The following is a 25,380-nucleotide window of genomic DNA, read 5'->3' as shown; positions in this document are numbered from 1 at the left end:
GTGTGTGTGTCCATTGATACCCTGGAGCGCTAGAGGGCGCAGTCCCTGACCATGCCCGCTGGCCAGCGGGCATGGTCAGCGCCAGCTCGCCTCAATCCGTCGTCGCTGATTTAATCAAATGTGAGCGCCGACAAGGCTCTGGACTGAGCCGTTGAGTGTCCGATTGAGTAAGGTGTTGAATCACGGAAAAGCTGGGGGTGCGGCGTAATTCTTGGACTGGTTTCAGTTGATTAAGCCCAGACTTTCGCGGTACTCGATGGGGCTGAGGGAGCCCAGCGATATCTTGATCCGTTTTTCGTTGTACCAGAGGATGTACTCGTGTACCGCTCGGATGAACCCCTCGATGGTGGTCGACTTCCAATCCTGCGGGTAGAACATCTCATTCTTCAGGCGCCCAAAGAAGCCTTCGCAGGCCGCGTTGTCTGGTGAGCACCCCTTGCGCGACATCGACCGCGTCAGGTTCGCACTGTGCATCCGATCAAGCCAGCCCGGCCAGCGGTAATGGGCACCACGGTCGGAGTGAATGATCGGCTTGCTGTCGCACGATTGCACCGTGTCAATGGCCGCATCGAGCATTGTGTTCACCAACTCGGAGTCCGGTCGGGTACCAAGCGTCCAGCTCACCACCATGCCGTCGAAGCAGTCGATCACAGGCGAGAGGTAAACCTTTCCCGCCGGGATCTGGAACTCCGTAATGTCGGTGAGCCACTTCTCATTCGGTGTCGCCGCCTGGAAGTCACGATTGAGGAGGTTGTCTGGCGCAGGGCTGATCTCTCCGAGGTAGGACCCGTATCGACGCTTTTTGCGCGCGGGAACACTCAAGCCCTCCTGCTTCATCAGGCGCTGCACGACTTTTTCAGACAGGTGCAACTGGCGTCTGCCCAGCGCCGCACGCATGCGTCGGTAACCATAGCTGCGGTGGTTGCTCTGAAACACATCGGCAGCGGCAGCGCGGGCGTCAGCGTATTTGTCAGGCCTTCGCTGGCGGGCGCAGTGGTAGAAGTAGGAACTGCGAGCCAGGCCAAGTTCGCCAAGTAGCTCTGTGAGCGAGTAGGTGGGCTTCAGGGCGTCAACCAGCAGGGTCTTCTCCCGATTGCTCAGGAGCTGAGGGTTGACGCCCAAGCCTTTTTTTAACAGTTCATTGGCCTTCTTCAAGATGTCATGTTCGAGCTGAAGGCGGTGAATGCTCTGTTGAAGCGACTCGACTTGGCGCTGCAGTTCGGCAGCATCAGGTACTGGCGGTGAATTGTTTTGACGTTTCATGGATGCGGGTACCTCGCGGCCGAGCAACTGGTTTTTCCAGTTGTACAGCGTAGGCCGGCACACCTCCAGCTTCTGGGCAACTTCTTGTGCGCTGGTCTTGCGGGTGCAAAGCTCAATCACCGCTGCACTTTTAACCGCGTCGGGGTGCAGGATGTTCGGTGCCCGGCCCACCATACGGTAGCGAGCCTCGGGGTGCAGTTCATCAATCCACTTGGTCAGCAACGCCCGGGCGGGATATCCCAACGCCCGCATGGTCGAGGCAATGCAGCGATCGTGATCAAGGTAATGCTTCACCGCAGCTTGCTTCTGCTGATCGGAGTATTTCTGCCCTGATCGCGAGTACCCGACTCGCAGCTCTTGGCTTCGCTCGTACTCTCGGTAGTCGGCCTTGAAGAATCCCCGGAACCCGCATGAACACTGGTTTTCTGGGGTGTCTACCGATGGTCGTTTCTCCCAGTTTGATTTCCAATAGAGGCTGTTTTCTGGGAGTTCTGCCGTGATGTTTGCCTGCCCCGCCACCGACGATTTCTTTCGCTCGCGCATCGATCACATGATCGACCTGCGCCATCCGCTGGCGGTGCTGGCCTCACGCATGCCCTGGCAGGAGATCGAGGCACGCGTGGCTCAGGTGTTCTCCCGCAAAGGCCGCGCTGGCGCGGTCATGCCCGATCTGGATCTTTTCGGTGAGCAGGTTCAGCGTGTGTCCGTTGCCAGCAACGCCGGACGGCCTCGCGTGCCGCTGCGCACCATGATCGCGCTGCTGTACCTCAAGCACGCGTTCAACGAATCCGATGAGGGCGTGGTGGCCCGCTGGGCCGACACCCCGCGCTGGCAGTTCTTCTCGGGCTGCGCGTACTACGAAGACCGCCAGCCCTGCGACGCCACCACCCTGGTCAAGTTCCGTCAGTTGCTGGGCGAAGAAGGCGTGGAAGAGCTGCTGGCGCAGACCATCAACGTGGCCGTTGAACTCAAGCTGATCAAGCCGCAGGAGCTCTCTCGCGTGATCGTGGACAGCACGGTGCAGCACAAGGCCATTGCCCACCCCACCGACAGCCGCCTGCTGGAGACGGCCCGGATCAAACTGGTGGAGGCGGCCAAGGACGCCGGCATCCACTTGAAGCAGACCTTTGCCAAGGAGGGCAAAGAGCTGGGCCGCAAGGCTGGGCGCTACGCCCACGCCCGGCAGTTCAAGCGCATGCGCCGCGCCATCAAACGCCAGCGCACCATCGTCGGCCGCCTGCATCGTGAGATCGACCGCAAGGCCAGCGCCATCGGACAGGCCGTGCGCGAAGCGCTCGGCGAGACCTTGAACAAGGCCCGGCGCATCGTGGGCCAGAGTGGCCAGCGCAAGGCAGCCGACGGACAACCCAAGCTCTACGCCTGGCACGCGCCCGAGGTGGACTGCATCAGCAAAGGCAAGGCCAAGACGCCCTACGAGTTTGGCGTGAAGGTCGGCATTGCCAGCACGCTCAAAGGCAACCTGATCGTGGGGGCCCGGGCCTTCCATGGCAACCCGTACGACGGGCACACGCTGCGCGAACAGCTGGAGCAGGCCACGATCCTGATGCAGGACAGCGCAGGCAAACCAGTGACGGCGTTCGTGGATTTGGGTTACCGGGGTGTGGATGCAGAGAACCCGGATATGCACATCGTGCACCGGGGCAAGGCCAAACGGATCAGCGAGCAGGACCGAAGGCTGCTCAAACGGCGCCAGGCGATCGAACCCATCGGCCACCTCAAAGCCGATCACCGCATGGATCGCTGCCACCTCAAGGGCGAAACAGGCGACCGGCTGCACGCGGTGCTGTGCGCGGCTGGCTACAACATCAAGTGGCTGCTGCGCATGATCGCCAGGAAGGGGGTTACCTTCCTCACAACCATTTTGTTGTGCCTGCAGCAGGCCAGCACGCAGGGGCGTTCTTGGCTGGCCGCTGTGATGGGCATGCGCTCTTGGGCTGCTGATGGCCGATCAACCCTGGCCAACCGGCTGACCTTTGGTGCTGGCAGGCTCTCTCAGGCTTGAAATGAATATTTCAGGGCCGACTCGGTACCAGCCAATGAGGGAGTTCTTGGTCGGATAACCCAACTGGCAGATGGTGGCCCTGAGGCGCTTGCCAAGCTTGATGTAGAGCTTGACGGCTCGGATTCGGTCTTCGTAGGAATACATGAACTACCTCCAGGTAGTCCAAGTTTTTAGCCGCACCCCCACTGGCTCAGTTTTGCTCGTGATTCAACATGCCTGGGCGCATTGAGCAGCCGCCGTCACCGGCCAGGTAATCGTGATGGTGGCGCCGGTACGCTGCAGTTCGATACGAATGAACTCGCCCTCCGCGCCCGAGGCAGCCCCTGCCGTCTGAGCAACGCGAACATCGCTGACGCCCGTCGGAACAGGTAGGGCAACGAAGGCCGGCGGATGCTGCTTGACGTGTGTACCAGTCAAGCGCTCTTCGCGTAACCAGCGGTGCACCATGTTCGGGTGCAGGCCGTGACTCAAGGCTACACCGGCCACAGATGCACCCGGCCCACGGGTTTGAGCCAAAACCAGCGCCTTGAAATCAGCGCTGTACTCGCGCCGCAGCCGGCGCTGTCCATCGATCAATCGTTCCATCGTCCCCACGATCTCCTTCGTGGGGACGATCGTCGATTACCGTCATCGACTCAAGATGGGTTCACCGGACGCATACTGATGAATTTCCCGATGGGGATATTTTGGATCTTTACCCGTCACTAGAAAGAATAAATTTCCCTTTCGGGAAATGTCTCTTGCCAGGGGGCGGGTTGGTCACCATAATGACCCGATCAGGAAATTTTCATGGCATCCCGCATTCAAACCCCAGAATCCCTTGGCCAGGTCGTGCGTGCTGCACGCAAGCAACTGAAGCTCACCCAGCCTCAACTGGCGTTGGCGGCTGGCGTAGGTGTGCGTTTCATCGTGGACCTGGAAGCGGGCAAACCCACCGTCCGCCTGGAAAACGTGCTGCGCGTGCTGCAAGCCCTCGGTGGTGAGTTGCAGGTCGATGGCTTGCCCACGCCGGGCGAGGGTGCCTGACATGGTCCGCCAACTCGACGTCTGGTTGACAGGCACCCATCAGGCCTCCCCCATCGGCATCCTCACCCAGGCCGAAGGGCGCCTTGCGTTCCGTTATCGGCCCGAATGGCTGGCCAGCGAATGCGCCACGCCCCTGTCCCAATCGCTGCCGCTGCAGGCGGATGCGTTCGACGACAAGGCCACGCGCCCGTTCTTCGCCGGCTTGCTGCCCGAAGGCGACAAACGCCGGCTCGTGGCACAGGCTCTGGGCGTCTCCCGCCAGAACGACTTTGCCCTGCTGGACGGGATTGGCGGTGAGTGCGCGGGCGCTGTCACCCTGCTGGAGACCGGGCAGGTGCCTGCCGACGTCGCGACCCCTAACACCGTGCGCTGGCTGGATGATGCCGACCTGCTCAAGCTGCTGGCCGACATGCCCCGTCGACCCATGCTGGCGGGCGACGGGGATCTGCGCCTATCCCTGGCTGGCGCGCAAGACAAGCTGCCAGTGGTGGTGCAGGGCGGGCGCATCGGCCTGCCCCTGTTCGGTTCCCCAAGCACCCACATCCTCAAGCCCACCATCCAGGGCATCGAGGGCAGCGTCTACAACGAGGGCTTCTGCATGGCGCTCGCGCGGGCCATGGGGCTTGATGTCGCTACCACCGAGATCCGCGGCGTGCAGGGCCAGCCCTTTCTGCTCGTGCAGCGCTATGACCGCTTGCCTACCCAGCCGCCCAACGCCGCTGATTCGCCCGGCGTCACCCAGCGCCTGCACCAGGAAGACTTCTGCCAGGCCCTGGGCGTGCCGCCCGAACTGAAATACCAGAACGAGGGTGGTCCCGGCCTGGCGCAAGCCTTTTCCTTGGTGCGCAGCGCCACCCGCCCCAGTGCCCCCCAGCTCATCAAGCTGCTGGATTTCGTGCTGTTCAACGCCCTCATCGGCAACCACGACGCCCACGCCAAGAACTTTTCGCTGCTTTACACACCGCGCGGCGCGGTGCTCGCGCCTCTTTACGACGCGCTCTGTACCGCCGCCTACCCTGAGCTCTCCGATCGCATGGCCATGAAGGTTGGCAGCAAGTACCGCTTTGCCGATCTCTACCCCCGGCACTGGGCGCAGTTCGCCAGCGAAGCCGGGTTATCGCCCGCTCAGGTGAAAAAGGCCCTCAAGCGCACCGCCGAGCGTTTGCCCGAGCTGGCCCATCAGACCCAGGCCCAGCTGGCCGGCCAGGGTCACCAGCACGCTGTCATCACGCAGATCTGCAAGCTGATCGATGACCGCTGCGCCACCACCCTGCGCCGCTTGGCCATGCCCGATCCCGATGGGCCATGACGGCAGTGTCAAGACAAGCCCAACGGTCACTTCCACCGCGGCACGTCGCGGGTTCTTTGAGAGGTCACTTGTGACAAAGCGGCTTGAGTCGGGATCCATCGACAGTTGATGGTGTCATCAGGTGGCATGCGATGACAGTCTGGATCAAGATGCAAGTTGTTGATTCTCCTAGAGGTCTGTTGCGTTGATGCCGACCGGCAACGCTGGAGACCGATGCATGTCGCTGCGTATACGCAGCGAAATTCTTACCCTCATAACCCAGCCGCAAGGCGGGTTTTTTGTTTGTAGCCCACTTTTAGCCCATCCGTAGCCCATTTCTAGCCCACCGTAGACAGCGAAGTTTTCCGATGGCTGTTTGCGACCGTTGGGCAGGTGGTAATGCAGTCGCAGATTCGTGACCGTTGGGTAGCTTTTTGTGGGTGAGAGGCTATGGGCTATAGCCCAAGTCCACGGTTGCCGGTCGCGACCAGCTCTTCCGCCGGGTACTGCCGCATGAAGTCCATCGACTTTCCCGCTGGCGCCCTCAGCCACTCGTCGTATTGATCCTCACCCAGGATCACCACCATCCGCTTCTCGTCCTGCGGCTTGTGGAACTGGTTGAACAGCTCGTGCTCATCGGCATTGATGGTCAGCATGGTGAAGCTCAGCACCTCGTTGCCAGTGGCCTTGCGGTTGCTGGTCCACAAGCCGGCAATGCCCATGGGCTTGCCATCGGCCCGTTCTATTCGGGTGGGCACCGCCTTGCCCGATCGCCAGTCCGGTTCATAGATCGCCTCCACCGGCACGATGCAGTGCTGCCCATGGCGCCAGGCATCCCGGAAGCTCGGCTTCTCGGCCACGACCTCTGACCGGGCGTTGTAGGTCCGCCGGCCAAAGCTCATCTCACCGGCCCAGTGCGGGATCATCCCGAACACCCCGGCCAAGGCCTCCCGGGGTGGCAACGCGTCATCACCCACATCCGCATGGGGATGGCGCCGGATGAAGGGCGCCAGGTAGGTGGGCCAGACCTGAGGACGGATACCCGCTGGCGCGTCCACACCAAAGTACATCCGAAGCCGATCGGGGTGGGTTACCGGGGCGTAGTTCGAGCACATGGTCCGATTGTGGCGAGGAAAGTTGGACGCGGCCAGGCGGGAGGGTATGGTTTCATTTCATCGCCGCCTGGGGGCTTGGCTGCGGGCGCTCAGCGAATGTCGCTGAGGAAAGTCAGCACCTCGTGTGCCACTGTCCCGTCGTGCCCGAGCCATAGGTGCCCACCGTCGGGGAAGATCGTCAGCCGCGAGTTCGGCAGCTGGGCTGCAATGTCGCGGGCCGTCTGTGCCGTGCCGAATCGATCATCTTCGCTCGAGATGATGAGGGCCGGCATCGTGATCAGGCTGAAATCCATGTGTGCGGGGTGGCCGGCCTGTTGGCCGTCGTTGATCAGACCGCGCACACGTGCTGAAATGGGCAGCAGCTCTTGCAGCACCGTAAAGGCACGCTCCCGCTCTGCAGGTGTCACCCGATCGAGCAGCGCGGGATCGGTCGCGAGCAAGGTGCCGATCAGCATCCGCGGGAAGGCTTGCTCGGCCAACCAGAACAGGAGGTCGGAGCTCAGCAGTTGCCGTACCAGCCACGCCTGCAGCGGGGTGAACTCCACCGGGTCGCGGTCCCGCACATTGGCCGCTGGCACCAGCAGCACCAGGCCGGCGCAGCGCTCGGGATGGCGCAGCGCGAACTGGCTGGCGCTCAGTGCACCAGCCGAACCGCCGATCACCAAGATGCGCTCGATACCCAGGTCGTCGAGCAGGTAGGCCAGCGCATCGGCCTGTTCGGACAGCGAAGGATTGGCCGGAAAGTCGCTGCGCAGGTAGCCAAAGCGGGACGGTGCGATCACGCGCACTCCATGCGCGATCAGCGCATCGGCGAAGCGCAGTCCCTGATCGAAGCCGCCGCCAGTGCCGTGGATCATCATCACCGGGAAGCCGCCGGCGTCCCCGGCTACCGCGTATTCGAGCTGACCCCAGCGGGTCTGAAGCACCACGCTACGCCCGCTGACGCGCTCACGCGCGGCGTCCAGATCATGCAGGTACCTCAACCCAGCCCAGATGGCAGCGCTCAGCAGTGCGAGTCCCAGGCTGAGCAGCAAAGTGCGGTAGATCGCCGACGGTTGCATTCCATCATTCTGCGCTCGATGGGTCTCTGCCCATGTGCATCCGATTGCCTGCCGTTTGCGCGAAGCGCGCCACGCACGCGTCGCCGGGAATGGCATGTTCGCTGGCAGCCAGGGCCGGACCCCACGGGCTGGTTCAATTGGTGGCCCGGCGCGCTGAGGTGATTGGGGGAATCAATCGCGTGATGCTCAAACGCCAGCGCTCTGCCAACGACGAGCTGGACCAGCCTCAGCATTCCCGTGCCCAGACCTGCCCGATCAGGTCGTGACCAAAGCTGTGGTGGGGTTTTTCCTCGATCAGTTGAAATCCTGCTCTCTCGTAGAGACGACGAGCGTCGGCCAGCACGCTGTTGGTCCACAGCGTGATGCGCTGGTAGCCTGCTTGCCTGGCAAACGCCAGGCATTCGTCGACAAGCCGGCTGCCGATGCCATGTCCCCGCGCGGCCGCTTCCACGTAGAGCATGCGCAGCTTGGCCGTCCCCGGGGTGTCCGTCTTGACCAGAAAGACCGATCCGACGATCTGCCCGTCCATTTCGGCAATCCAGCCCCGCTCGCGCGCAGGGTCAAATTCGCGGATGAAGCGCGAGGCAATGTCGGCCGCCAGGGCTTCGAACTCGCCGTTCCAGCCGTACTCCTGTGTGTACAGCACGGTCTGCCGGGAGACCACCCAGCCCATGTCACCCGGCTGCACCGGTCGCAGTCGCCAGGTGCCGTGGGCCTTCAGTTCGGCCAGCCGCTGGGTGAAGGCCTCGGGCACCACGGCCACCCGCCGGGTCTCCCGGTCGATGAACACGATGCCGATCTTGCCCCTTGCCACCTCGCGACCGGTGTCGGCGCAATCCATTCGGTACACCAGATCGAAACCGTAACGGTTGAAGTCCTGCGGGAGCATGCGCACCCGCATCGTTTCGCCGTGAAAGCCCTCGGACTTGTACTGGGCCACCATGTCCCCGACCACGATGGGGTGCCCTGCCACATCGGACTCCCGGTAACCCAGGGATTTGAAGAACCGGACCCGCGCTTCCGAGACCAGGGTCAGCAGTTGCGCATTGTCCAGGTGCCCGCCCTGGTTGACATGGCTGATGTAAATCGGAATGTCGGTGGCGAAGGCGAACCGGTCGGGCAGGGAAAACTGGATGCGTGGCATGTTGGGCGTGGCGAAAGAGACCGGTCAGCGCCAAGGCATGACCGGCACGGTGGACAGGCTGTGGGCGGGGGCGCCTTCGATGATCTTGCGGCTGACCGCCAGGTAGACCAGGGTCTGTCGCGGTTCGTCCCAGAGGCGGACCACGCGGGTCTCCTTGAACAGCAGGGAGGTGTCTTCGCTGAACACCACTTCGTTCTTCGGGAGTTTGGCCGGGATCGTGATGGGACCCGTCTGCCGGCAAGAGAGCGAAAAGTGGCTCGGGTCCTCGGCCATGCCCAGGCTTCCGCTCACGCCCCCGGTTCTGGCCTGGCTGACGTGGCAGATCACCCCATCGACCTGGGGGTCGCGAAAGGCGTCCACGCACACCTTGTGGTTGGCACCCCAGAAGCGCCAGGCGGTGGTCACGCAGCCCACCTCGTCGGCCCTGGTGTGGCCGGCCGTGAGCGCCAGCAGCAAGCAGGTCAGGGTCGGCGCCAGGTGGCGCCAGGCAGGAAGGGAGTGGACTTGGGTCATGGGGGGCAGACGCTTGGTCAGGGAAGTGGCAGGACAGTGACAATGTTCCGACCAATGGCCAGATTGGGTGTTTCGATGTCAGACAAGGACGTCCATTAGACAGTAGTATGCGAGAGGTGCTCTGCCCGAACAGCGGGTGGTCGACCTGTTGCACACGCTCATCCTTCTCGTATGCCAATGAATTCCAACCCACGAGTTCCTTCCGCCGCGCTCACCAGGCGCGCTTTCCATGGCCTGGTGGCCGGTGCCGCGATGACGGCCGTGCCCGTGCTTCGTGCCCAGTCCGACAACCGCATCGTGCTGGGTCAGTCAGCGGCTTTCAGTGGGGCGGCTGCCCAGCTGGGCATCCAGTTCAATGCCGGTGCCAAGCTGCATTTCGACGCGATCAACGCCCAGGGTGGTGTCAACGGTCAGCGCGTGACCATTGCCCAGCTGGACGATGGCTATGAACCCGACCGCTGCGCCGAAAACACCAGCAAACTGATCAAGGACGACGTGTTTGCCTTGTTCGGCTATATCGGCACGCCGACCAGTCTGGCGGCCTTGCCGCTGGCCACCAAGGCAAGGGTCCCGTTTTTTGCCCCCTTCACCGGAGCCATGGGCCTGCGTGAACCCTTCAACCGCCTGGCCTTCCACCTGCGTGCGTCCTACAACGACGAGACAGAGGTCATCGTCCGTCAGCTGACCAACCTGGGGATGAACAAGGTGGCGGTCTTTCACCAGAACGACGCCTATGGCAAGGCCGGGCTGGATGGCGTAACCCTGGCGCTCGGATCACGCAATCTCAAACCGGTGGCGACCGGTACCGTGGAGCGCAATTCCGTCGATGTGGCCGCTGCGGTGGCCGCCATCGTGGCCGCCAAGCCCAATGCCGTGGTGCAGATCAGCGCCTACAAATCCTGTGCCGCCTTCATCCGCGAGGCGCGAAAGGCGGGCTATGGCGGCACCTTCTACAACGTGTCCTTTGTCGGCACGCAGGCCCTGGCCGATGAGTTGGGCAAGGACGGCGCCGGTGTCGTGGTCTCGCAGGTGGTTCCGTCGCCGTATAGCCCGTCGAAGCCGATCACCCGGGAGTTTCTGGACGCGATCGCCAAGGGCGGCAACAAGGTGCAGGCCAACTTCTCGAGCATGGAAGGCTACATGGCCGCGCGCCTGTTCAGCGAGGGCATTCGACGCGCTGGCGCCAGGCCCACGCGGGACACCCTGATCACCGGTCTGGAGTCGCTGACGGACTTCTCGCTGGGCGGCTTCAACGTGTCGTTCGGCCCGAACGACCACGTGGCGTCCAGCTTTGTCGAGGTGTCGATGCTGACCGGCGACGGTCGCGTGCGCACCTGACGGCGCCAACCGCCGACGTGCTCAGTCGGGCACGACGGCGGTCACCTCGATCTCGACCTTGGCGCGGGGTTCCACGAGCCGGCTGACCTCCACGCAGGTCATGGCTGGGAAGTGCTTGCCCATCACCTCCCGGTAGACGCCGCCCAGCTCGCGCAGACGCGCGTTGTACTCGTCGCGGTCGGTGATGTACCAGGTCATGCGCACCATGTGTTCGGGGCCGGCGCCGGCGCAGGCCATCACGGCGTGCACGTTCTGCAGCGCCTGTTTCGTCTGGGCGATGAAGTCGTCGCTTTCGAACTGCTGGTCGCCGTTCCAGCCGATCTGGCCGCCGACGAAGACGAGGGTGCCGCGGGCGGCCACGCCGTTGGCGTAGCCCTTGGGGGTGGCCCAGCCGGGCGGTTGCAGGAAATTCATGTCGTGGTCCCCTCCTGGGCCATCTTGCGCAGTGCGAAGCGTTGCAGTTTGCCGGTTTCGGTGCGCGGCAGGGCGGTCACGAAGCGCACTTCGCGCGGATACTTGTAGGGCGCCAGGCTGTGCTTGACGTGGTCCTGCAGGGCCTTCACCTGTGCGTCATCGGCCGTCTGGCCTGGTTTGAGCACCACGTAGGCCAGGATGATCATGCCGCGCTCATCGTCGGGTCTGCCGACCACACCGCATTCGGCCACCGCCGGGTGCTGCAGCAGGGCCGCTTCCACCTCGGGACCGGCCACGTTGTAGCCGGCCGTGATGATCATGTCGTCGGTGCGCGCCTGGTAGACGAAGTAGCCGTCCTCGTCCTGCACGAAGGCATCGCCGGGGTAATTCCATCCGTCCTGCACGTAGTTGGCCTGCCGGGTGTCGTCGAGGTACTTGCAGCCGGTGGGGCCTTTGACCGCGAGCCGGCCGACCTGGCCGCGGGGCAGCGCCTGCCCCTGCTCGTCGACGATCTTCGCCTGGTAGCCGGGAACCACCTTGCCAATGGCGCCGCGTTTGACGTCCTGCGGCGCGGCGGAAATGAAGATGTGGAACATCTCGGTGGCGCCGATGCCGTCGAGCATTTCGAGGCCGCTGGCTTCCTTCCACAGCTGGCGGGTGGCGTCGGGCAGACCTTCGCCGGCGCTGACGCTGATGCGCAAGCGGCCAACACCGTGCTGCCTGGCGAACGGCGCCATTTGCCGGTAGAAGGTCGGGGCGGTGTAGCAGATGGTGGCGCCCACCTGCCCGATGAGACGGACCATGGCCTCGGGGGTGTAGGGAATGCTGGGGAAATAGACCGAGGCACCAGCCCACATTGGGAACACCAGCAGGCCGCCCAGACCGAAGGTGAAGGCCAGTGGTGGCGAGCCCATGACGATGTCGTCAGCCGTGGCCCGCAGCACGTGGCGCGGCCAGGTCTCGCAGGCGGCGATCACATCGCGGTGGGTATGCACGGCGGCCTTGGGGCTGCCGGTGGTGCCGGAGGTGAAGGCCAGCAGCGCGATGTCGTCGGCGCTGGTGGGGCAGGGCGCCGCCTGGTCGCCCGCGTGCCGGGCCAGGGCTTCGAGCGAATGGTCGATCACGATGGCGGCGTCGCCGGTGTTGAACAGGCGCAGCGGTGTCGTGGCTGTCTCCGGGCTGAGGGCGAGCGCAGCCTTGAGTTCATCTTGCAGCTTCACGTCACACAGCGCGGCCGCCGGTCTGGCCTTGTCGATGATCGCCTTCAGCTCGGTGGCGCGCAGCAGCGGCATGGTGGCCACGGCGATCAGCCCGCTCTGCACCACGGCCAGCCAGGCCAGCGCCATGGCGATGGAGTTGCCACCGCGCAGCAGCACACGGTTGCCCGGTTGCAAGCCCATGCCGGTCAGTACCTGGGCGATGCGGTTGACCTCGGCGCGCGCCTGCGCATACGACAGAGTGCGTTCGTCGCTGCGCAGCAGCGGCCGATCGGCGTGGCCGGCGGCGAAGGCACGATCGAACAGCCACTGCACCGCATTGAGCTGGCCCGGCAAGACCTGCAGCTCAGGCAGGTCGTAGCGCAGATCAGGCCACTGTTCACGCGGCGGCAAGCGGTCGTGCACGAAGCGGTCGGTCTGTGCGGATGGGTGTTGGACCATGCGGTTCTCCGGTTCAGGCCTTCAGGGCGTGCTTGCCAAGGATGAGCAGTTGCACCTCGGTCGCTCCCTCGTAGATGCGCAGCGAGCGGATGTCGCGGTACAGGTGCTCTACCACGTTGCCCACCTGCACACCGCGGCCGCCGAACATCTGCAGGGCCATGTCGATGACCTTCTGCGCGTTCTCGGTGGCGGTCAGCTTGGCCGCTGCGGCGGCGGCCGTGTAGGCCGGGGTGCCGGCGCCATTGGCACTGCTGCAGTCGCGCATCCAGGCGGCCCGGTAGGTCAACATCGCAGCGGCATCGATGAGCGCGCTCATTTCGCCCAGCCGGGCCTGGGTGAGCTGGAAGTCGGCCAGGGTCTGGCCGAACATCTTGCGTTGCTTGGCGTGAGCCACCGCCTCGGCAAAGGCGCGCCGTGCCATGCCGAGTGCGGCGGCAGCGACCGATGCGCGGAAGATGTCCAGCGTCTGCATGGCGAGCTTGAACCCGCCATGCAGGGAACCTACCAACGCGTCCTGACCGAGGCTGCACCGATCAAAGTGCAAGGTCGCCAGCGGATGCGGCGCCATCACCGCAATGTGGTGACTGGTGTCCAGTCCTGGCGCATCGGCATCGACGATGAAGGCGCTGATGCCGCGGGCGCCTGCTTGAGGATCGGTCTTGGCGAAGACCACATAGAAGTCGGCCATGCCGCCGTTGCTGATCCAGGTCTTGCGGCCATCCAGTTGCCAGCCTTCGGTGGTCTGGAGCGCCCGGGTGGCCATGGAGGCGACGTCCGAGCCGGCTTCGGGTTCGCTCAGCGCAAAGGCGGCGATCTTGTGGCCGGTCGCCACCGCCGGCAGGTAGCGGGCCTGCTGGGCCGGGTTGCCCGCCAGGGTGATGGCGCCACTGCCCAGGCCCTGCATGGCAAACGCGAAATCCGCCAAGGGGGAGTGGTGTGCCAGGGTTTCCCGCAGGATGACCAAGGCCCGGGAATCGAGCGCGGGCAGGGCGCCGCCGTGGACCTGTGGCACGCAGTAGCGCAGCCAACCGGCATCGCCCAGGCGGCGCACCCATTCACGGCAGGCGATCCGGTCATCCGACTCGTCCACCTGCTGACTCTTGAGCCATTCGACCAGGCGGTGGGCCATGGCCCGATGGTGGTCGTCGAAGAAGGGCAGTTCCAGGTGCGCCGTGGGCGCCAGGGGCCCGTGCGGGTGAGGGTGTTCGAAGGCAACCATGTCAGTCCCCTTCAAACATGGGGCGTTGCTTGGCGGCAAACGCCTCGTAGGCGCGGCGGAAGTCCTGCGTTTGCATGCAGATGGCCTGTGCCTGGGCTTCGGCCTCGATGGCCTGGTCCAGCGTCATGGCCCACTCCTGATGCAGCATGGTCTTGGTCATGCCATGCGCGAAGGTCGGCCCTTGCGCCAGGCTGGCGGCCAGCTTGTGCGCGGCGGGCAGCAGGGCTTCGCTCTCGTGCAGCGCGTTGAAGAAACCCCAGGCGTGGCCCTCCTGCGCGTTCATGGCGCGGCCGGTGAACAGCAGTTCGCTGGCGCGGCCCTGGCCGATCATGCGCGGCAGCAGGGCGCAGGCGCCCATGTCGGCCCCCGCCAGTCCGACGCGCGTGAACAGAAAGGCCACGGTGGCCGAAGGTGTGCCCAGGCGCAGGTCCGACGCGAGGGCCATCATCGCGCCGGCGCCGGCGCAGACGCCATCCAGGGCCGCCACGATGGGCTGAGGGCAGGCGCGCATGGCGCTGACCAGCGCGCCAGTCATGCGGGTGAAGGCCAGCAGCTCGGGCATGGTCATTTTCGTGAGCGGGCCGATGATCTCGTGCACGTCACCGCCCGAACAAAAATTCCCGCCCGCGCCGGTGACCACCACCGCCTTGATGTCGGTGGCGCGCTGCAGGCTCAGGAACCAGTCGCGCAGCTCGGCGTAGGAGTCGAAGGTCAGCGGGTTCTTGCGTTCGGGCCGGTTGAGGGTGACAGTGGCCACGCCGTCCTGCACGCTGAGCGCGAAGTGCCGGGGCTGCTCGGCGGCGACGGCGCGGTACTGGCCGCGCATGGGGTTGTGGTCGGGGATGGGGTGCTTCATTCGAGGTCCAGTTGGTGCTGTTTCACCTTGCCCAGCAGCTTGTGCAGTTGGTCGAGTTCGCGTGGCGAGAGGCCTTCGAAGGCCTGAACGATCCATTGCTCGTGTTCGACGGCCATCCGTTCAAAGGTCCCGCGCCCTTCGGGGGTGAGTCGCACGAGGAAGGCCCGGCGGTCACCTTCAACGCCCATGCGTTCGACCAGGCCTTCGGCCACCAGCTGGTCGGTAATGCCGGTGACGTTGCCGCCGGTGACCATCAGCCGCTGTGACAGCTCCTTCATCTTCAGCCCCTCCGGGTGACGTTCGAGCTGGGCCATCAGGTCGAAGCGGGGCAACGTGGTGTCGAAGCGCTCGCGCAGCTGGGTGCGTACGCGCTTTTCGATCAGCTGGGAGCAGGCGAGCAGGCGCAGCCACAGGCGCAGCTCCTGCGCGTGTTCGCTGTGCGCACGGGCTTCGAGGTCGAGGGTGTCGGGGATGGTCATGAGCTTTCCGCAGGGTCCTGGGTGACGACGGTGTCTTGCAGCGCCTGCTGGCGGGCGATCTCGCGGTAGAGCTGGTCGCGGCCACTCAGGTAGGGCTGGGGCCACTCAATGGCGCGGGTCTGCAGCCTGGCGGCTTCGTGCAGCGTCCAGGCCGGATCGGCCAGATGCGGACGGGCCACGGCGCAAAGGTCGGCGCGGCCGGCGCCGATGATGCTGTTGGCGTGGTCGGCCTCGCTGATGGCACCGACCGCCATGGTGAGGATGTCGACCTCGTTGCGGATGCGGTCGGCAAACGGTGTCTGGTACATGCGGCCGTAGACTGGCTTGGCCTGCCGCGTGGTCTGGCCGGACGACACGTCGATCACGTCACAGCCGGCGGCCTTGAACAGACGCGAGATGGCGACCGCATCGTCGGGCGTGTTACCGCCCGGTGCCCAGTCGTGCGCCGAGATGCGAACGCTCATGGGCCGGTCGGCGGGCCACACCGCACGCATGGCCGCAAAGACTTCCAGCGGGTAGCGGCAGCGGTTCTCCAGCGAGCCCCCGTACTCGTCGCTGCGCTGGTTGGTCAGCGGGCAGATGAAGGCCGAGAGCAGGTAGCCATGGGCGCAGTGCAGCTCCAGCCAATCGAAGCCGGCGGCGGCCGCACGCTTGGTCGATTCGACAAAGGCATCGCGCAGCGCATCCATGTCGGCGCGGGTCATGGCCTTGGGCACCTGGTTCTGGTCGCCATAAGGCACCGCGCTGGCCGACAGCAGCGGCCAGTTGCCGTTGACCAGTGGCTCGTCTATGGCTTCCCAGCCCAGCTGGGTCGATCCTTTGGGGCCGCTGTGGCCGAGCTGGATGCCCACCTTTGCGCCGCCTTCGCGATGCGCGAAACCGACAATGCGGGCCAGCGCGGCCTGCTGGGTGTCGTTCCACAAGCCGGGGCAGCCGGGGGTGATGCGACCCTCGGGCGTCGGGCTGGTCATCTCGACCATCACCAGCGCCGCGCCGCCCACGGCGCGCGCGCCCAGGTGCATCAGGTGCCAGTCGCCGACGACGCCGTCCTGGGCCTTGTACTGCGCCATCGGCGAGACGACGATGCGGTTCTTGAGTTCAACGCCGCGCACTTTGAGTGGCAGCAGCATGGGGGGCGTGGGCTTGCCACCGACACTCCGGCCACCAGCACGGGACTGAAGCCACTCTTCGTAACCTTCCAGCCACTTCGCGTCGCGCAGCCTCAGGTTCTCGTGGCTGATGCGCTGGCTGCGGGTGAGCAGAGAGTAGGCAAACTGCTCGATCTCCATGCCGGTGTAGCGGTCCACGTGCTCGAACCACTCGGTGGAGTTGCGCGCCGCGTTCTGGATCTTGAGCACCTCGACGCTGCGGCGCGCCTCGTAGCCCTGCAACACGGTGGCCATGTCGGCCCCGGCGTTGTTCGTGAACTCATCGGCCAGGTCGATCGCATCTTCCAGCGCCAGTTTGGTGCCGCTGCCGATGGAGAAGTGTGCGGTATGCGCTGCGTCCCCCATCAGCACGATCGGGGTCTTCTTGCCGGCGATGTCCTGATGGTGCACCCAGGTGTGGCAGATCACGCGCGGAAACCGTATCCAGTTGGCCGAACCGCGCAGGTGCTTCGCGTTGCTGATCAGTTCGTTGCCATCCAGATACTTCGCGAACAGCTTTTCGCAGAACGCGATACCGTCTTCCTGGCTCATCTGGTCGATGCCGTGGGCCTTCCACACGTGCTCCGGCGTCTCGACGATGAAGGTCGAGGTGTCGGCGTCGAACTTGTAGGCATGGGCCTGGAACCAGCCGTGTTCGGTCTGTTCGAAGGCGAAGGTGAAGGCATCGAAAGTCTTCTTTGTGCCCAGCCAGACGAAGCGGCACTGGCGGGTGTCGATGTCGGGCTGGAAGGTGCTTTCGTAGCGGGTGCGGATGCGGCTGTTCAGGCCGTCGCTGGCGATGACCAGATCGGCGTTGTATTGCTGGGCGAGCGCCTGGTCATCGGTGACATCGGTCTCGAACACGAGCTTCACACCGAGTTCGTTGCAGCGCTCCTGCAAGATGTTGAGCAGGCGCTTGCGTCCGATGCCGATAAAGCCGTGGCCGCCCGAGCGCACGCTGCGGCCCTTGTAGAAGACCTCGATGTCGTCCCAGTGGTTGAAGGCGTCCTGCATGGCCTGCGCCGTCTCGGGGTCGGCCCTCCGCAGGTTGATCAGGGTCTGGTCGGAGAACACCACCCCCCAGCCGAAGGTGTCGTAGGGCCGATTGCGCTCGACCACGGTCACCTCCAGCGCCGGAAAGCGCCGCTTCATCAGCAGCCCGAAGTACAGACCCGCCGGGCCGCCACCGATGCACAGGATGCGCCGCAGCGCAGGAGTGGGTGTGTTCATGCCTGATTAGTTTAGGCTTGAACTAAATTCGGCCAACCGGGTTTTCCCGGATCGGTGCCAGAATGGTCATCAATCCGACGAAAGGTGAGAGACGATGGCGCTGTACCGATTCAAGTCCCGCGAGACGGGCGACCTGGTCATGTTGCAACCGCATGGGCAACGCATCCTGGAGATCCTGGGCAAGGACCCGCAGGCGCCCGGCATCATCCGGCCGGTGGAGATGGCGTCGGCGGTGCAGGCCTTGCGTGAAGCAGCCCAGGCCGAAGAGGCAGAGCACCAGAGGCGGGTTCAGGAGGCCGAAGCCCGGGGCGAAGTGCCTCCGGATTTCGACATCAGCCTGCGCCTTCGCAGCGCGCCCTTCATCGAGATGCTGCAGCGCTGCGAACGCGCCGAGGTGGACGTGGTGTGGGGCGTCTGAGCCTCAGTCCACCTTGGCCCCCGAGGCCTTGACCACCGGGGCCCACTTGGCGATTTCGCTGTCGATGAAGCGGCCGAACTCGGCCGGTGTGTTGCCGCTGGGGATGGCGCCCAGCGCATGCAACCGCTCCTTGATGGCCGGCAACTGCATGGCCTTGGCGGACTCCTGCTGCAGGCGGTTGGCGATGTCGGCTGGCGTGCCGGCCGGGGCCAGCAGGCCGAACCAGGAGCTGGCCTCGAAACCGGGCAGGTTGCCCGCTTCGGCCACCGTCGGCAGGTCGGGCAGGGTGGCCGAGCGTACGGCGCTGGTGACCGCAAAGGCCTTGAGCGCGCCCGACTGGATGTGCGGCATGGCCGATGGCAGGTTGTCGAACATGACGTCTGTCGCACCACCGATCAGGTCCTTGAGGGCCGGACCCGAGCCGCGGTAGGGGATGTGCGTCATGAAGATGCCGGTGCGCGCCTTGAACAGCTCGCCGGCCAGGTGGATGGAGGTGCCGTTACCGCTGGAGGCCATGTTGAGCTTGCCCGGGTTGGCCTTGGCGTAGCGGATGAAATCGGCCACCGACTGGATGCCCAGTTCCTGCGCGCGTCGGGCATTCATGACCATGACGTTGGGCACGCCGGCCACCAGCGTGACCGGCACGAAGTCCTTCTGGGGGTCGTAAGGCAGCTTGGCGTACAGCGCCTTGTTGATGCCATGCGTGCCCACCGTGCCCATCAGCAGGGTGTAGCCGTCACCCGGCGACTTGGCGACGATCTCGGCCCCGATGTTGCCGCCGGCGCCCCCCTTGTTGTCGATCACGAAGCTTTGCCCCAGGGCCTTGGTCAGTTCGGGCGCGAGGACCCGGGCCAGGATGTCGGTGGTGCCACCGGGTGCAAATGGCACGACGATGCGCACGGGCTTGGTGGGCCACGCCGCCTGGGCCCACAGCGTGGCGGGCAGGACGGCCGCGGCGGCGGCCAGACTCCCGCCGATCAGCAGGTGACGGCGGCCGTTGATGATGTGGTTCATGAAAGTCTCCTCGGATGCGGTGGATGGCTCCGCTGCTTTCGATCGGCGGCGGTGGCCACTTCAGTGTAGAGGGCAACAGTGCCCGCCGGCGCTGCCCGGGTGACAGGGTTATCCCGCGCCAGGCCATGAAAAAAGCCACCCTAAGGTGGCTTTCGATGGCTCCATGGTGGCTCAGTCTGCGAACTGGCCGGCAGCTTCGATCACGCCCTTGAGCTTGGTGATCTCGGCGGCCACGAACTCCTTGTGGCCGGCCTGGGTGACGCGCTTGTCGTTCACGACGATGGCACCCAGCGCTTCCTGCTTCTTGATGAACTCGGGGTCCTTCAGGGCCACCTGCAGTGCGTCGTTGAGCTTCTTCTGCACGTCGGCCGGCGTGCCCTTGGGGGCGTACATGGCGTGCCAGATGGTCAGGTTGAAGCCCTTGAGGCCCATCTCCTGCAGGGAAGGGTAGTCCTTGAGCAGCTTGTGGTTGGACAGGGGCTTGGCCGTGGTCACGGCGAAGGCCTTGACGCGGCCGGCTTCGATCTGCGCGGTGGTGTTGGTGGTCTGGTCGCACATCACGTCGACCTGGCCGCCGATCAGGTCGTTCATGGCCGGGCCGGTGCCGCGGTAGGCGATGGTGGTCATCGACTTGTCCAGCTTGACCGCGGATTGCCACATCAGGCCGCACAGGTGCGAGGCCGAGCCCAGGCCTGCATGGGCCAGGTTCAGCTTGCCGCCGTTGGCACGGATGTAGTTCTCGAAGTCCCGGTAGGTGTTGGCCGGCAGCTTGGGCGAGCCCAGCAGCGTCATGGGCACGTCGTTGATCATGCCCAGGTACTCGAAGTCTTCCAGGGGCTTGTACTGCAGCTTGCGGTACAGGCCGGCCGTGGCGGCCATGCCGATGTGCCAGACCAGCAGCGTGTGGCCATCGGGGGTGGCGCGGGCCACCTTGGTGGCGCCGATGGTGCCGCCGGCGCCAGCCGCGTTTTCCACCACCACGTTGGCACCGCCCAGGGGTTTGCGCAGGGCTTCCGCCAGCTGGCGGGCCACCAGGTCGGTCGGGCCGCCGGCAGCGAAGGGCACCACGAGGGTGATCGGCTTGCTGGGGAAGGTTTGGGCGAAGGCGGAAGAGGCCACCGCGGCGGTGAGCGCGAATGCAAAGATCTTCTTCATGCGGAATGCTCCTGGTTGGATGACCCCGGCATGGTAGCCCCCGACCGTCGGGGGGAAATCGCGGAAAGTACGTAGCAGGGGGGCGGGGTTTTCCCTGCCGCCGTATGCCCTGGACCCGGCAGTTACTGGTAGCTGCGGGCGTCCTCGATCACCTTGCCGTCGTTGGGCAGGCTGCCCGGGCGCACCACCTGCACATCGCCACGCAGCTTGGTCACGTCTCGGATGGCGCTTTCGATCTTCTCGCGCAGGCCATCGGCCACCTCGGTGGTCTCCACCTGCAGGCACATCTGGTCATTGGCCATTTCACCGCTGACAACCAGGCGGGCTTTCTTCACCTCGGGGAAGCGCCGCACGATCTCGGCCACCTGCGACGGATGGACGAACATGCCCTTGATCTTGGTGGTCTGGTCGGCCCGACCCATCCAGCCCTTGATGCGCGGTGCCGTGCGGCCGGTCGGGCAGGAGCCTGGCAGGATGGCCGACAGGTCGCCGGTACCGAAACGGATGAGCGGATAGGTCGGGTTCAACGTGGTGACGACCAGCTCCCCCACCTCGCCCTCGGGCACCGGGTCGCCGGTGCCCGGCCGCACGATTTCCACGATCACACCCTCTTCCAGCACCAGCCCCTGGCGGGCCGCCGTTTCATAGGCCACCAGGCCCAGGTCGGCGGTGGCGTAGGTTTGGTACACCGCCACACCCTGCTCGGCAAACCAGGCCGTCAGGCTGGGGGGACAGGCTTCGCCGCCGACCGAGGCCTTGGTCAGGCTGGCGATGTTCGTGCCGGTTTCCCTGGCCTTCTCCAGCAGGATGCGCAGGAAGCTGGGCGTGCCGGTGTAAGCGTCAGGACGCAGCTCGGCCATTGCCTGCAGCTGCTGCTCCGTCTGGCCGGTACCGGCCGGAAACACGGTGCAGCCCACCGCCAGGGCGCCCGCTTCCAGGATGAAGGCCCCGGGGGTCATGTGGTAGCTGAAGCTGTTGTGCACCAGATCGCCAGCCCGGAATCCCGCAGCGAAGAGGGCACGACCGGTGCGCCAGTAGTCGCGAGCGGTGCCCTCGGGTTCGTAGATCGGTCCCGGCGAGGCGAAGAGCCGCTGCATCTGCGGTCCACGCACCACGGCCGAGAAGCCGCCAAAGGCGTCACCGCCTGCTGCCCGGCTGGCCTTCTGCCGCTCCAGCAACTCGTGCTTGCGGGTGACCGGCAGACGGGCCAGCGCCTCTCGGGTATTGACGCTGGCCGGATCGATATCGCGCAGCAACTCGGCGTAGGCGGCGGTGCTGGCCTTGGCATGGGCCACCTGCGCCGGCAGCGCAGCTATCTGGGCCGCCTCGCGTTCGGCAGGCGATCGGGTTTCCAGGGCGTCGAAGAAGTCGTTCATGGCGGCAGCGACAAATGTTGGACAGAGGTGTCTGATTCAAGAGCGCGGTGGAACCGGCTTTGCCGGGCCACTCGCGCTGCCCTCTTGAGGGGGTGCCGCCGAAGGCGGCGCGGGGGTGGGTCAGGCAAGCCAGCGCTTGCGGCGCTTGTAGCTCTTGACGTCCTTGAACGATTTGCGTTCGCCACCACCCATGCCCAGGTAGAACTCCTTGACGTCCTCGTTGTTGCGCAGATCACTGGCGGCACCGTCCATCACGATGCGGCCGCTTTCCATGATGTAACCATAGTCGGCGTACTTCAGGGCCATGTTGGTGTTCTGCTCGGCAATCAGGAACGTCACCTTTTCCTTGGTGTTGAGGTCCTTCACGATCTCGAACACCTCCTCCACGATCTGGGGGGCCAGACCCATCGAGGGTTCGTCCAGCAGCACCACGCTCGGGTTGGTCATCAGGGCACGGCCGATGGCGCACATCTGCTGCTCGCCACCGGAGGTGTACGCCGCCTGGCTGGTGCGACGGGTCTTCAGGCGCGGGAAGTAGGTGTAGACCTTCTCCAGGTTGCGCGCGATCTCGGCCTTGTCCTTGCGGGTGTAGGAGCCGGTCATCAGGTTTTCTTCGATGGTCAGGTGGGCAAAGCAGTGGCGACCTTCCATCACCTGCACAACGCCGCGGTTGACCAGGTCGGCGGGCGAAAGGTTTTCGATGCGCTCGCCGCGCAACTCGATGCTGCCCTTGGTGACTTCGCCGCGCTCACCCTTGAGCAGGTTGGACACCGCGCGCAGGGTGGTGGTCTTGCCGGCCCCGTTGCCGCCCAGGATGGCCGCAATCTGGCCCTCGGCGACCTGAAGGGAGACGCCCTTGAGCACCAGGATCACATGGTTGTAGATGACCTCGATGCCGTTGACGTTGAGAACGATGTTGGGTGTGGTGCTCATGGTGTTTCCTCGTGGACCATTCGCCAGGCGCGGCACGCCGGCCTGGCGAATGGCGGCTGCCGAAGCAGCCGCGGGTTGACATCAGGACTGGCAGTCGGCGGGAGTGCGACGGGTCAGCTTCTTCTCGGCGGCGTACTTGTCGGCCGCTGCCTTGACCATCGGCTTGAGGATCTGGTCATCGGCCTGGTACCAGTCGCTGGTGAACTGCCACTTGCTGCCGTCCCAGGTGTGGATCCGGGCCCAGTTGGCGCCCACGTGGTCCTGGCAGCTGGTCGACACCGGACGCAGCACGCCCTTGAATCCCAGTGCATCCAGCTTCGCCTGGGTCAGGTTCAGGTTCTCGTAGCCCCAGCGCGCTTGCTCGCCGGTCACGACCTTGCCCTTGCCGAAGCGTTCCTGGGCGGCACGCACGCCTTCAACGGCGAACATGGCGCTGATCAGGCCGCGCATGTACAGCACCTCACCCACTTCTTCCTTGGGGCCCGTGCCCTTGCCCTTGTCGTGCAGCTTCGACAGGATTTCCTTGACGATGTCCGACCCCTTCTCGGTGCCGTGCTGCATGGTGATGGCGTTGTAGCCCTTGGCACCCTGGCCGATATCCCTCACATCGGGTTCGGCACCGGCCCACCAGACGCCGTAGATCTTCTCGCGCGGATAGCCGGTGGCCTGCGCCTCCTTGATCAGCGTCGAGTTCATCACGCCCCAGCCCCAGTTGATGACATAGTCGGGGCGCTGCTGGCGGATCTGCAGCCAGGTGGCCTTCTGCTCCACGCCGGGGTGGGTGACGGGCAGCATGGTCAGCTGGAAGCCATGCATGCTGGCGCGCTCCTGCAGGGGCGGAATCGCTTCCTTGCCGAAGGGGCTGTCGTGATAGACCAGCGCGATCTTCTTGCCCTTGAGGTTGGCCAGACCGCCTTCCTTCTTGCCGATGTGCTGGATGATGACGTCGGCGGCTTGCCAGTAGGTGCCGGCCAGCGGGAAATTCCATTTGAAGACGCCGCCGTCGGCGGACTCGCTGCGGCCGTAGCCGGCGGTGATCAGCGGAATCTTGTCGATCGGGGCCTTCTCGGTCAGCGCGAAGGTGATGCCGGTGGACAGGGGCTGGAACACGGTGGCGCCGCCGTTCTTGCCCTTGAGGCGCTCGTAGCACTCCACGCCACGGTCGGTGGCATAGCCGGTTTCACATTCTTCGTAGGACACCTTCACGCCGTTGATGCCACCGCGCTCGTTGACGAGCTTGAGGTAGTCGGCGTAGCCATTGGCGAAGGGCACGCCGTTCGGTGCGTACGCGCCGGTGCGGTACACCAGGGCCGGGAAGAACTGCTCCTTGGCCTGGGCGAAGGCGGCGGGAGCCACCAGTGCCGAGGACAGGGCAGCGCAGGCCACCGACACGGAAAGAGCGAGGTTGCGTAGCTTCATGCGTTTGTCTCCTAAGGAAAAGTAAGCCACCAGAAAACCGTTGGACCTGTCAGTAAATCCCGATGCGCGGTCTGATGCATCGGGCGTTTCACCTAAGGGCTTGCCCGGAAAATCGTCGTTCTGCCAACAATCAGGAAGGCGTCGTGCCTCAATGCGGGAAGGGCCACAGGCGCAGCTTCTGCTTGCCGATGCTCCAGAGCTTGGCCAGCCCGTGCGGCTCCACGATCAGGAACCACACGATCAGGGCGCCGAAGATCATGAATTCGGTGTGCGACACCGCGGCGGTCGAGATCTCCACGCCCACCAGGCCGCCGAGGGCGGGCAGGAACTGGTTCAGGAAGATGGGCAGCACCACGATGAAGGCCGCGCCGAAGAAGCTGCCCATGATCGAGCCCATGCCGCCGATGATCACCATGAACAGCAGCTGGAACGAGCGATCAATCGAGAAGGCCGCCGGTTCCCAGGAGCTCAGGTGCACGAAGCCCCACAGGCCGCCGGCCACGCCGATGATGAACGAGCTGACGGCAAACGCGGACAGCTTGGCGTACATCGGACGGATACCGATCACGGCGGCGGCCACGTCCATGTCGCGGATGGCCATCCACTCACGGCCGATGGCCGAGCGCACCAGGTTCTTGGCCAGCAGGCCGAAAACCACCACGAAGCCCAGGCAGAACAGGTACTTCTCGACCGGGGTGTCAATCGCCCAGCCCAGCACGCTCAGGTTGGACACCGACACCGAACCCGAGGCGTTGTTGCCGGTGAACCAGCCGATGCGAAGGAACATCCAGTCACAGAAGAACTGGGCCGCCAGTGTGGCCACGGCCAGGTACAGGCCCTTGACGCGCAGGCTGGGGATGCCGAAGAACATGCCCACCACCGTGGCAAAGAAGCCGCCGGACAGCAGGGCCACGATCAGGGGCATGCCTTCGATGCGCACATAGGTGTTGTAGGCCATGTAGGCGCCCACCGCCATGAAGGCGCCGGAGCCCAGCGAAATCTGGCCGCAGTAGCCCACCAGGATGTTCACCCCGATGGCCGCGAGCGACAGGATCAGGAACGGGATGAAGATGGCGCGGAACAGGTATTCGTCGGCCAGCAGGGGCACCCCGATGGCAGCGAAGGCGATGATGGCCAGGATGGCCCAGCGGTCCTGCGCGATCGGAAAGATCTGCTGGTCGGCGCGGTAGGAGGTCTTGAACTGACCGTTTTCGCGATAGAACATTTGTAGTCCTCAAACAATCTTTTAGCTACGACACGCTTCGCTTAACTTTGCTCTGCAAAGTTAGT

The 25,380-nt window shown here is 64.8% G+C and carries 23 protein-coding genes and 1 pseudogene; 5 read left to right on the top strand and 19 right to left on the bottom strand.

Translation table 11 applies throughout. The annotated features are described in order from the left end of the window. Window positions 1-222: 222 nt before the first annotated feature. Window positions 223-1,806, bottom strand: coding sequence for an IS3 family transposase (locus ACFQNJ_RS15985; RefSeq protein ID WP_382259356.1), 1,584 nt, complete (start codon window positions 1,804-1,806; stop codon window positions 223-225). On the opposite strand from ACFQNJ_RS15985, the gene ACFQNJ_RS15980 reads away from it, so the two are divergent. Further along, on the top strand, window positions 1,763-3,286 hold the full coding sequence (locus ACFQNJ_RS15980; RefSeq protein WP_382259354.1) for an IS5 family transposase: 1,524 nt from the start codon (window positions 1,763-1,765) through the stop codon (window positions 3,284-3,286). The genes ACFQNJ_RS15985 and ACFQNJ_RS15980 overlap by 44 nt on opposite strands. A 207-nt stretch (window positions 3,287-3,493) precedes the next feature. Here ACFQNJ_RS15980 and ACFQNJ_RS15975 read toward each other — a convergent pair whose 3' ends face one another. Then, on the bottom strand, window positions 3,494-3,871 hold the full coding sequence (locus ACFQNJ_RS15975; RefSeq protein ID WP_382259352.1) for a transposase: 378 nt from the start codon (window positions 3,869-3,871) through the stop codon (window positions 3,494-3,496). A gap of 204 nt (window positions 3,872-4,075) precedes the next feature. On the opposite strand from ACFQNJ_RS15975, the gene ACFQNJ_RS15970 reads away from it, so the two are divergent. Together ACFQNJ_RS15970 and ACFQNJ_RS15965 are read left to right on the top strand one after the other, a co-directional pair. After that, on the top strand, window positions 4,076-4,312 hold the full coding sequence (locus tag ACFQNJ_RS15970; protein ID WP_382259350.1) for a helix-turn-helix transcriptional regulator: 237 nt from the start codon (window positions 4,076-4,078) through the stop codon (window positions 4,310-4,312). A gap of 1 nt (window position 4,313) precedes the next feature. Beyond that, window positions 4,314-5,621, top strand: a complete 1,308-nt coding sequence (locus tag ACFQNJ_RS15965) for a type II toxin-antitoxin system HipA family toxin (RefSeq protein WP_382259348.1) — start codon at window positions 4,314-4,316, stop codon at window positions 5,619-5,621. A gap of 434 nt (window positions 5,622-6,055) precedes the next feature. On the opposite strand, the gene ACFQNJ_RS15960 is transcribed toward ACFQNJ_RS15965, so the two are convergent. The 5 genes and pseudogenes from ACFQNJ_RS15960 to ACFQNJ_RS15940 all read right to left on the bottom strand — a co-directional run bounded on the left by ACFQNJ_RS15960 (window position 6,056) and on the right by ACFQNJ_RS15940 (window position 9,433). Further along, window positions 6,056-6,715 carry an SOS response-associated peptidase gene (locus tag ACFQNJ_RS15960; protein WP_382259346.1) on the bottom strand — a complete coding sequence of 220 codons (660 nt, stop codon included), beginning with the start codon at window positions 6,713-6,715 and terminating at the stop codon, window positions 6,056-6,058. An 89-nt stretch (window positions 6,716-6,804) separates the two neighbouring features. Further along, window positions 6,805-7,776 (bottom strand): alpha/beta fold hydrolase, encoded by a 972-nt coding sequence (locus ACFQNJ_RS15955; protein WP_382259344.1) that lies wholly within the window; start codon window positions 7,774-7,776, stop codon window positions 6,805-6,807. A gap of 226 nt (window positions 7,777-8,002) precedes the next feature. After that, window positions 8,003-8,464 carry a GNAT family N-acetyltransferase gene (locus ACFQNJ_RS15950; protein ID WP_382259377.1) on the bottom strand — a complete coding sequence of 154 codons (462 nt, stop codon included), beginning with the start codon at window positions 8,462-8,464 and terminating at the stop codon, window positions 8,003-8,005. A 39-nt stretch (window positions 8,465-8,503) separates the two neighbouring features. Next, window positions 8,504-8,920 (bottom strand): annotated as a pseudogene (locus ACFQNJ_RS15945) (acyl-CoA thioesterase); the annotation flags it as partial. Window positions 8,921-8,944: 24 nt separating this feature from the next. Beyond that, window positions 8,945-9,433, bottom strand: coding sequence for a CreA family protein (locus ACFQNJ_RS15940; RefSeq protein WP_382259342.1), 489 nt, complete (start codon window positions 9,431-9,433; stop codon window positions 8,945-8,947). 177 nt (window positions 9,434-9,610) lie between these two features. Here ACFQNJ_RS15940 and ACFQNJ_RS15935 point away from each other — a divergent pair, with 177 nt between their 5' ends. Beyond that, a complete protein-coding gene (locus tag ACFQNJ_RS15935; RefSeq protein ID WP_374639590.1) occupies window positions 9,611-10,771 on the top strand; it encodes an ABC transporter substrate-binding protein in 1,161 nt (386 codons plus the stop codon). A gap of 21 nt (window positions 10,772-10,792) precedes the next feature. On the opposite strand, the gene ACFQNJ_RS15930 is transcribed toward ACFQNJ_RS15935, so the two are convergent. From ACFQNJ_RS15930 to ACFQNJ_RS15905, 6 genes are read right to left on the bottom strand one after another with little or no spacing between them, the layout of a single operon-like run. After that, window positions 10,793-11,185, bottom strand: a complete 393-nt coding sequence (locus ACFQNJ_RS15930; RefSeq protein ID WP_382259340.1) for a RidA family protein — start codon at window positions 11,183-11,185, stop codon at window positions 10,793-10,795. Beyond that, on the bottom strand, window positions 11,182-12,843 hold the full coding sequence (locus ACFQNJ_RS15925; RefSeq protein ID WP_382259338.1) for a benzoate-CoA ligase family protein: 1,662 nt from the start codon (window positions 12,841-12,843) through the stop codon (window positions 11,182-11,184). Before ACFQNJ_RS15925 ends, ACFQNJ_RS15930 begins: the two co-directional genes overlap by 4 nt. 13 nt (window positions 12,844-12,856) lie before the next feature. Further along, entirely contained in the window at window positions 12,857-14,062 is a 1,206-nt protein-coding gene (locus ACFQNJ_RS15920) for an acyl-CoA dehydrogenase family protein (protein WP_382259336.1), read from the bottom strand. A 1-nt stretch (window position 14,063) separates the two neighbouring features. Next, window positions 14,064-14,918, bottom strand: coding sequence for an enoyl-CoA hydratase family protein (locus tag ACFQNJ_RS15915; protein WP_382259334.1), 855 nt, complete (start codon window positions 14,916-14,918; stop codon window positions 14,064-14,066). Further along, window positions 14,915-15,397 (bottom strand): MarR family winged helix-turn-helix transcriptional regulator, encoded by a 483-nt coding sequence (locus ACFQNJ_RS15910; protein ID WP_382259332.1) that lies wholly within the window; start codon window positions 15,395-15,397, stop codon window positions 14,915-14,917. The genes ACFQNJ_RS15915 and ACFQNJ_RS15910 overlap by 4 nt, the downstream gene beginning before the upstream one ends. Further along, window positions 15,394-17,775 carry a bifunctional salicylyl-CoA 5-hydroxylase/oxidoreductase gene (locus ACFQNJ_RS15905; protein WP_382259331.1) on the bottom strand — a complete coding sequence of 794 codons (2,382 nt, stop codon included), beginning with the start codon at window positions 17,773-17,775 and terminating at the stop codon, window positions 15,394-15,396. The genes ACFQNJ_RS15910 and ACFQNJ_RS15905 overlap by 4 nt, the downstream gene beginning before the upstream one ends. Before the next feature lie 94 nt (window positions 17,776-17,869). Between ACFQNJ_RS15905 and ACFQNJ_RS15900 the strand changes: the two genes are divergently transcribed. After that, a complete protein-coding gene (locus tag ACFQNJ_RS15900; RefSeq protein ID WP_382259329.1) occupies window positions 17,870-18,193 on the top strand; it encodes a DUF1840 domain-containing protein in 324 nt (107 codons plus the stop codon). A gap of 3 nt (window positions 18,194-18,196) precedes the next feature. Here the strand turns inward: ACFQNJ_RS15900 and ACFQNJ_RS15895 are convergent, their stop codons facing one another. From ACFQNJ_RS15895 to ACFQNJ_RS15870, 6 genes are all read right to left on the bottom strand, one after another. After that, window positions 18,197-19,207 carry a Bug family tripartite tricarboxylate transporter substrate binding protein gene (locus tag ACFQNJ_RS15895; protein ID WP_382259327.1) on the bottom strand — a complete coding sequence of 337 codons (1,011 nt, stop codon included), beginning with the start codon at window positions 19,205-19,207 and terminating at the stop codon, window positions 18,197-18,199. Between the two features lie 171 nt (window positions 19,208-19,378). Then, window positions 19,379-20,362 carry a tripartite tricarboxylate transporter substrate-binding protein gene (locus tag ACFQNJ_RS15890; RefSeq protein WP_382259325.1) on the bottom strand — a complete coding sequence of 328 codons (984 nt, stop codon included), beginning with the start codon at window positions 20,360-20,362 and terminating at the stop codon, window positions 19,379-19,381. Window positions 20,363-20,484: 122 nt separating this feature from the next. Further along, on the bottom strand, window positions 20,485-21,738 hold the full coding sequence (locus ACFQNJ_RS15885; protein ID WP_382259323.1) for a phenylacetate--CoA ligase family protein: 1,254 nt from the start codon (window positions 21,736-21,738) through the stop codon (window positions 20,485-20,487). Window positions 21,739-21,858: 120 nt separating this feature from the next. After that, entirely contained in the window at window positions 21,859-22,671 is an 813-nt protein-coding gene (locus tag ACFQNJ_RS15880) for an ABC transporter ATP-binding protein (RefSeq protein WP_374639525.1), read from the bottom strand. Window positions 22,672-22,752: 81 nt separating this feature from the next. Further along, complete coding sequence (locus tag ACFQNJ_RS15875; RefSeq protein ID WP_382259321.1) at window positions 22,753-24,090, bottom strand: ABC transporter substrate-binding protein; 1,338 nt, start codon at window positions 24,088-24,090, stop codon at window positions 22,753-22,755. A 148-nt stretch (window positions 24,091-24,238) separates the two neighbouring features. Beyond that, on the bottom strand, window positions 24,239-25,315 hold the full coding sequence (locus ACFQNJ_RS15870; RefSeq protein WP_382259319.1) for a branched-chain amino acid ABC transporter permease: 1,077 nt from the start codon (window positions 25,313-25,315) through the stop codon (window positions 24,239-24,241). Between the last annotated feature and the right edge of the window lie 65 nt (window positions 25,316-25,380).

The organism is Hydrogenophaga bisanensis (assembly GCF_042665135.1).
Classification (GTDB): Bacteria; Pseudomonadota; Gammaproteobacteria; order Burkholderiales; family Burkholderiaceae_C; genus Hydrogenophaga; species Hydrogenophaga bisanensis.
This window is presented reverse-complemented; position numbering and strand designations above follow the sequence as displayed.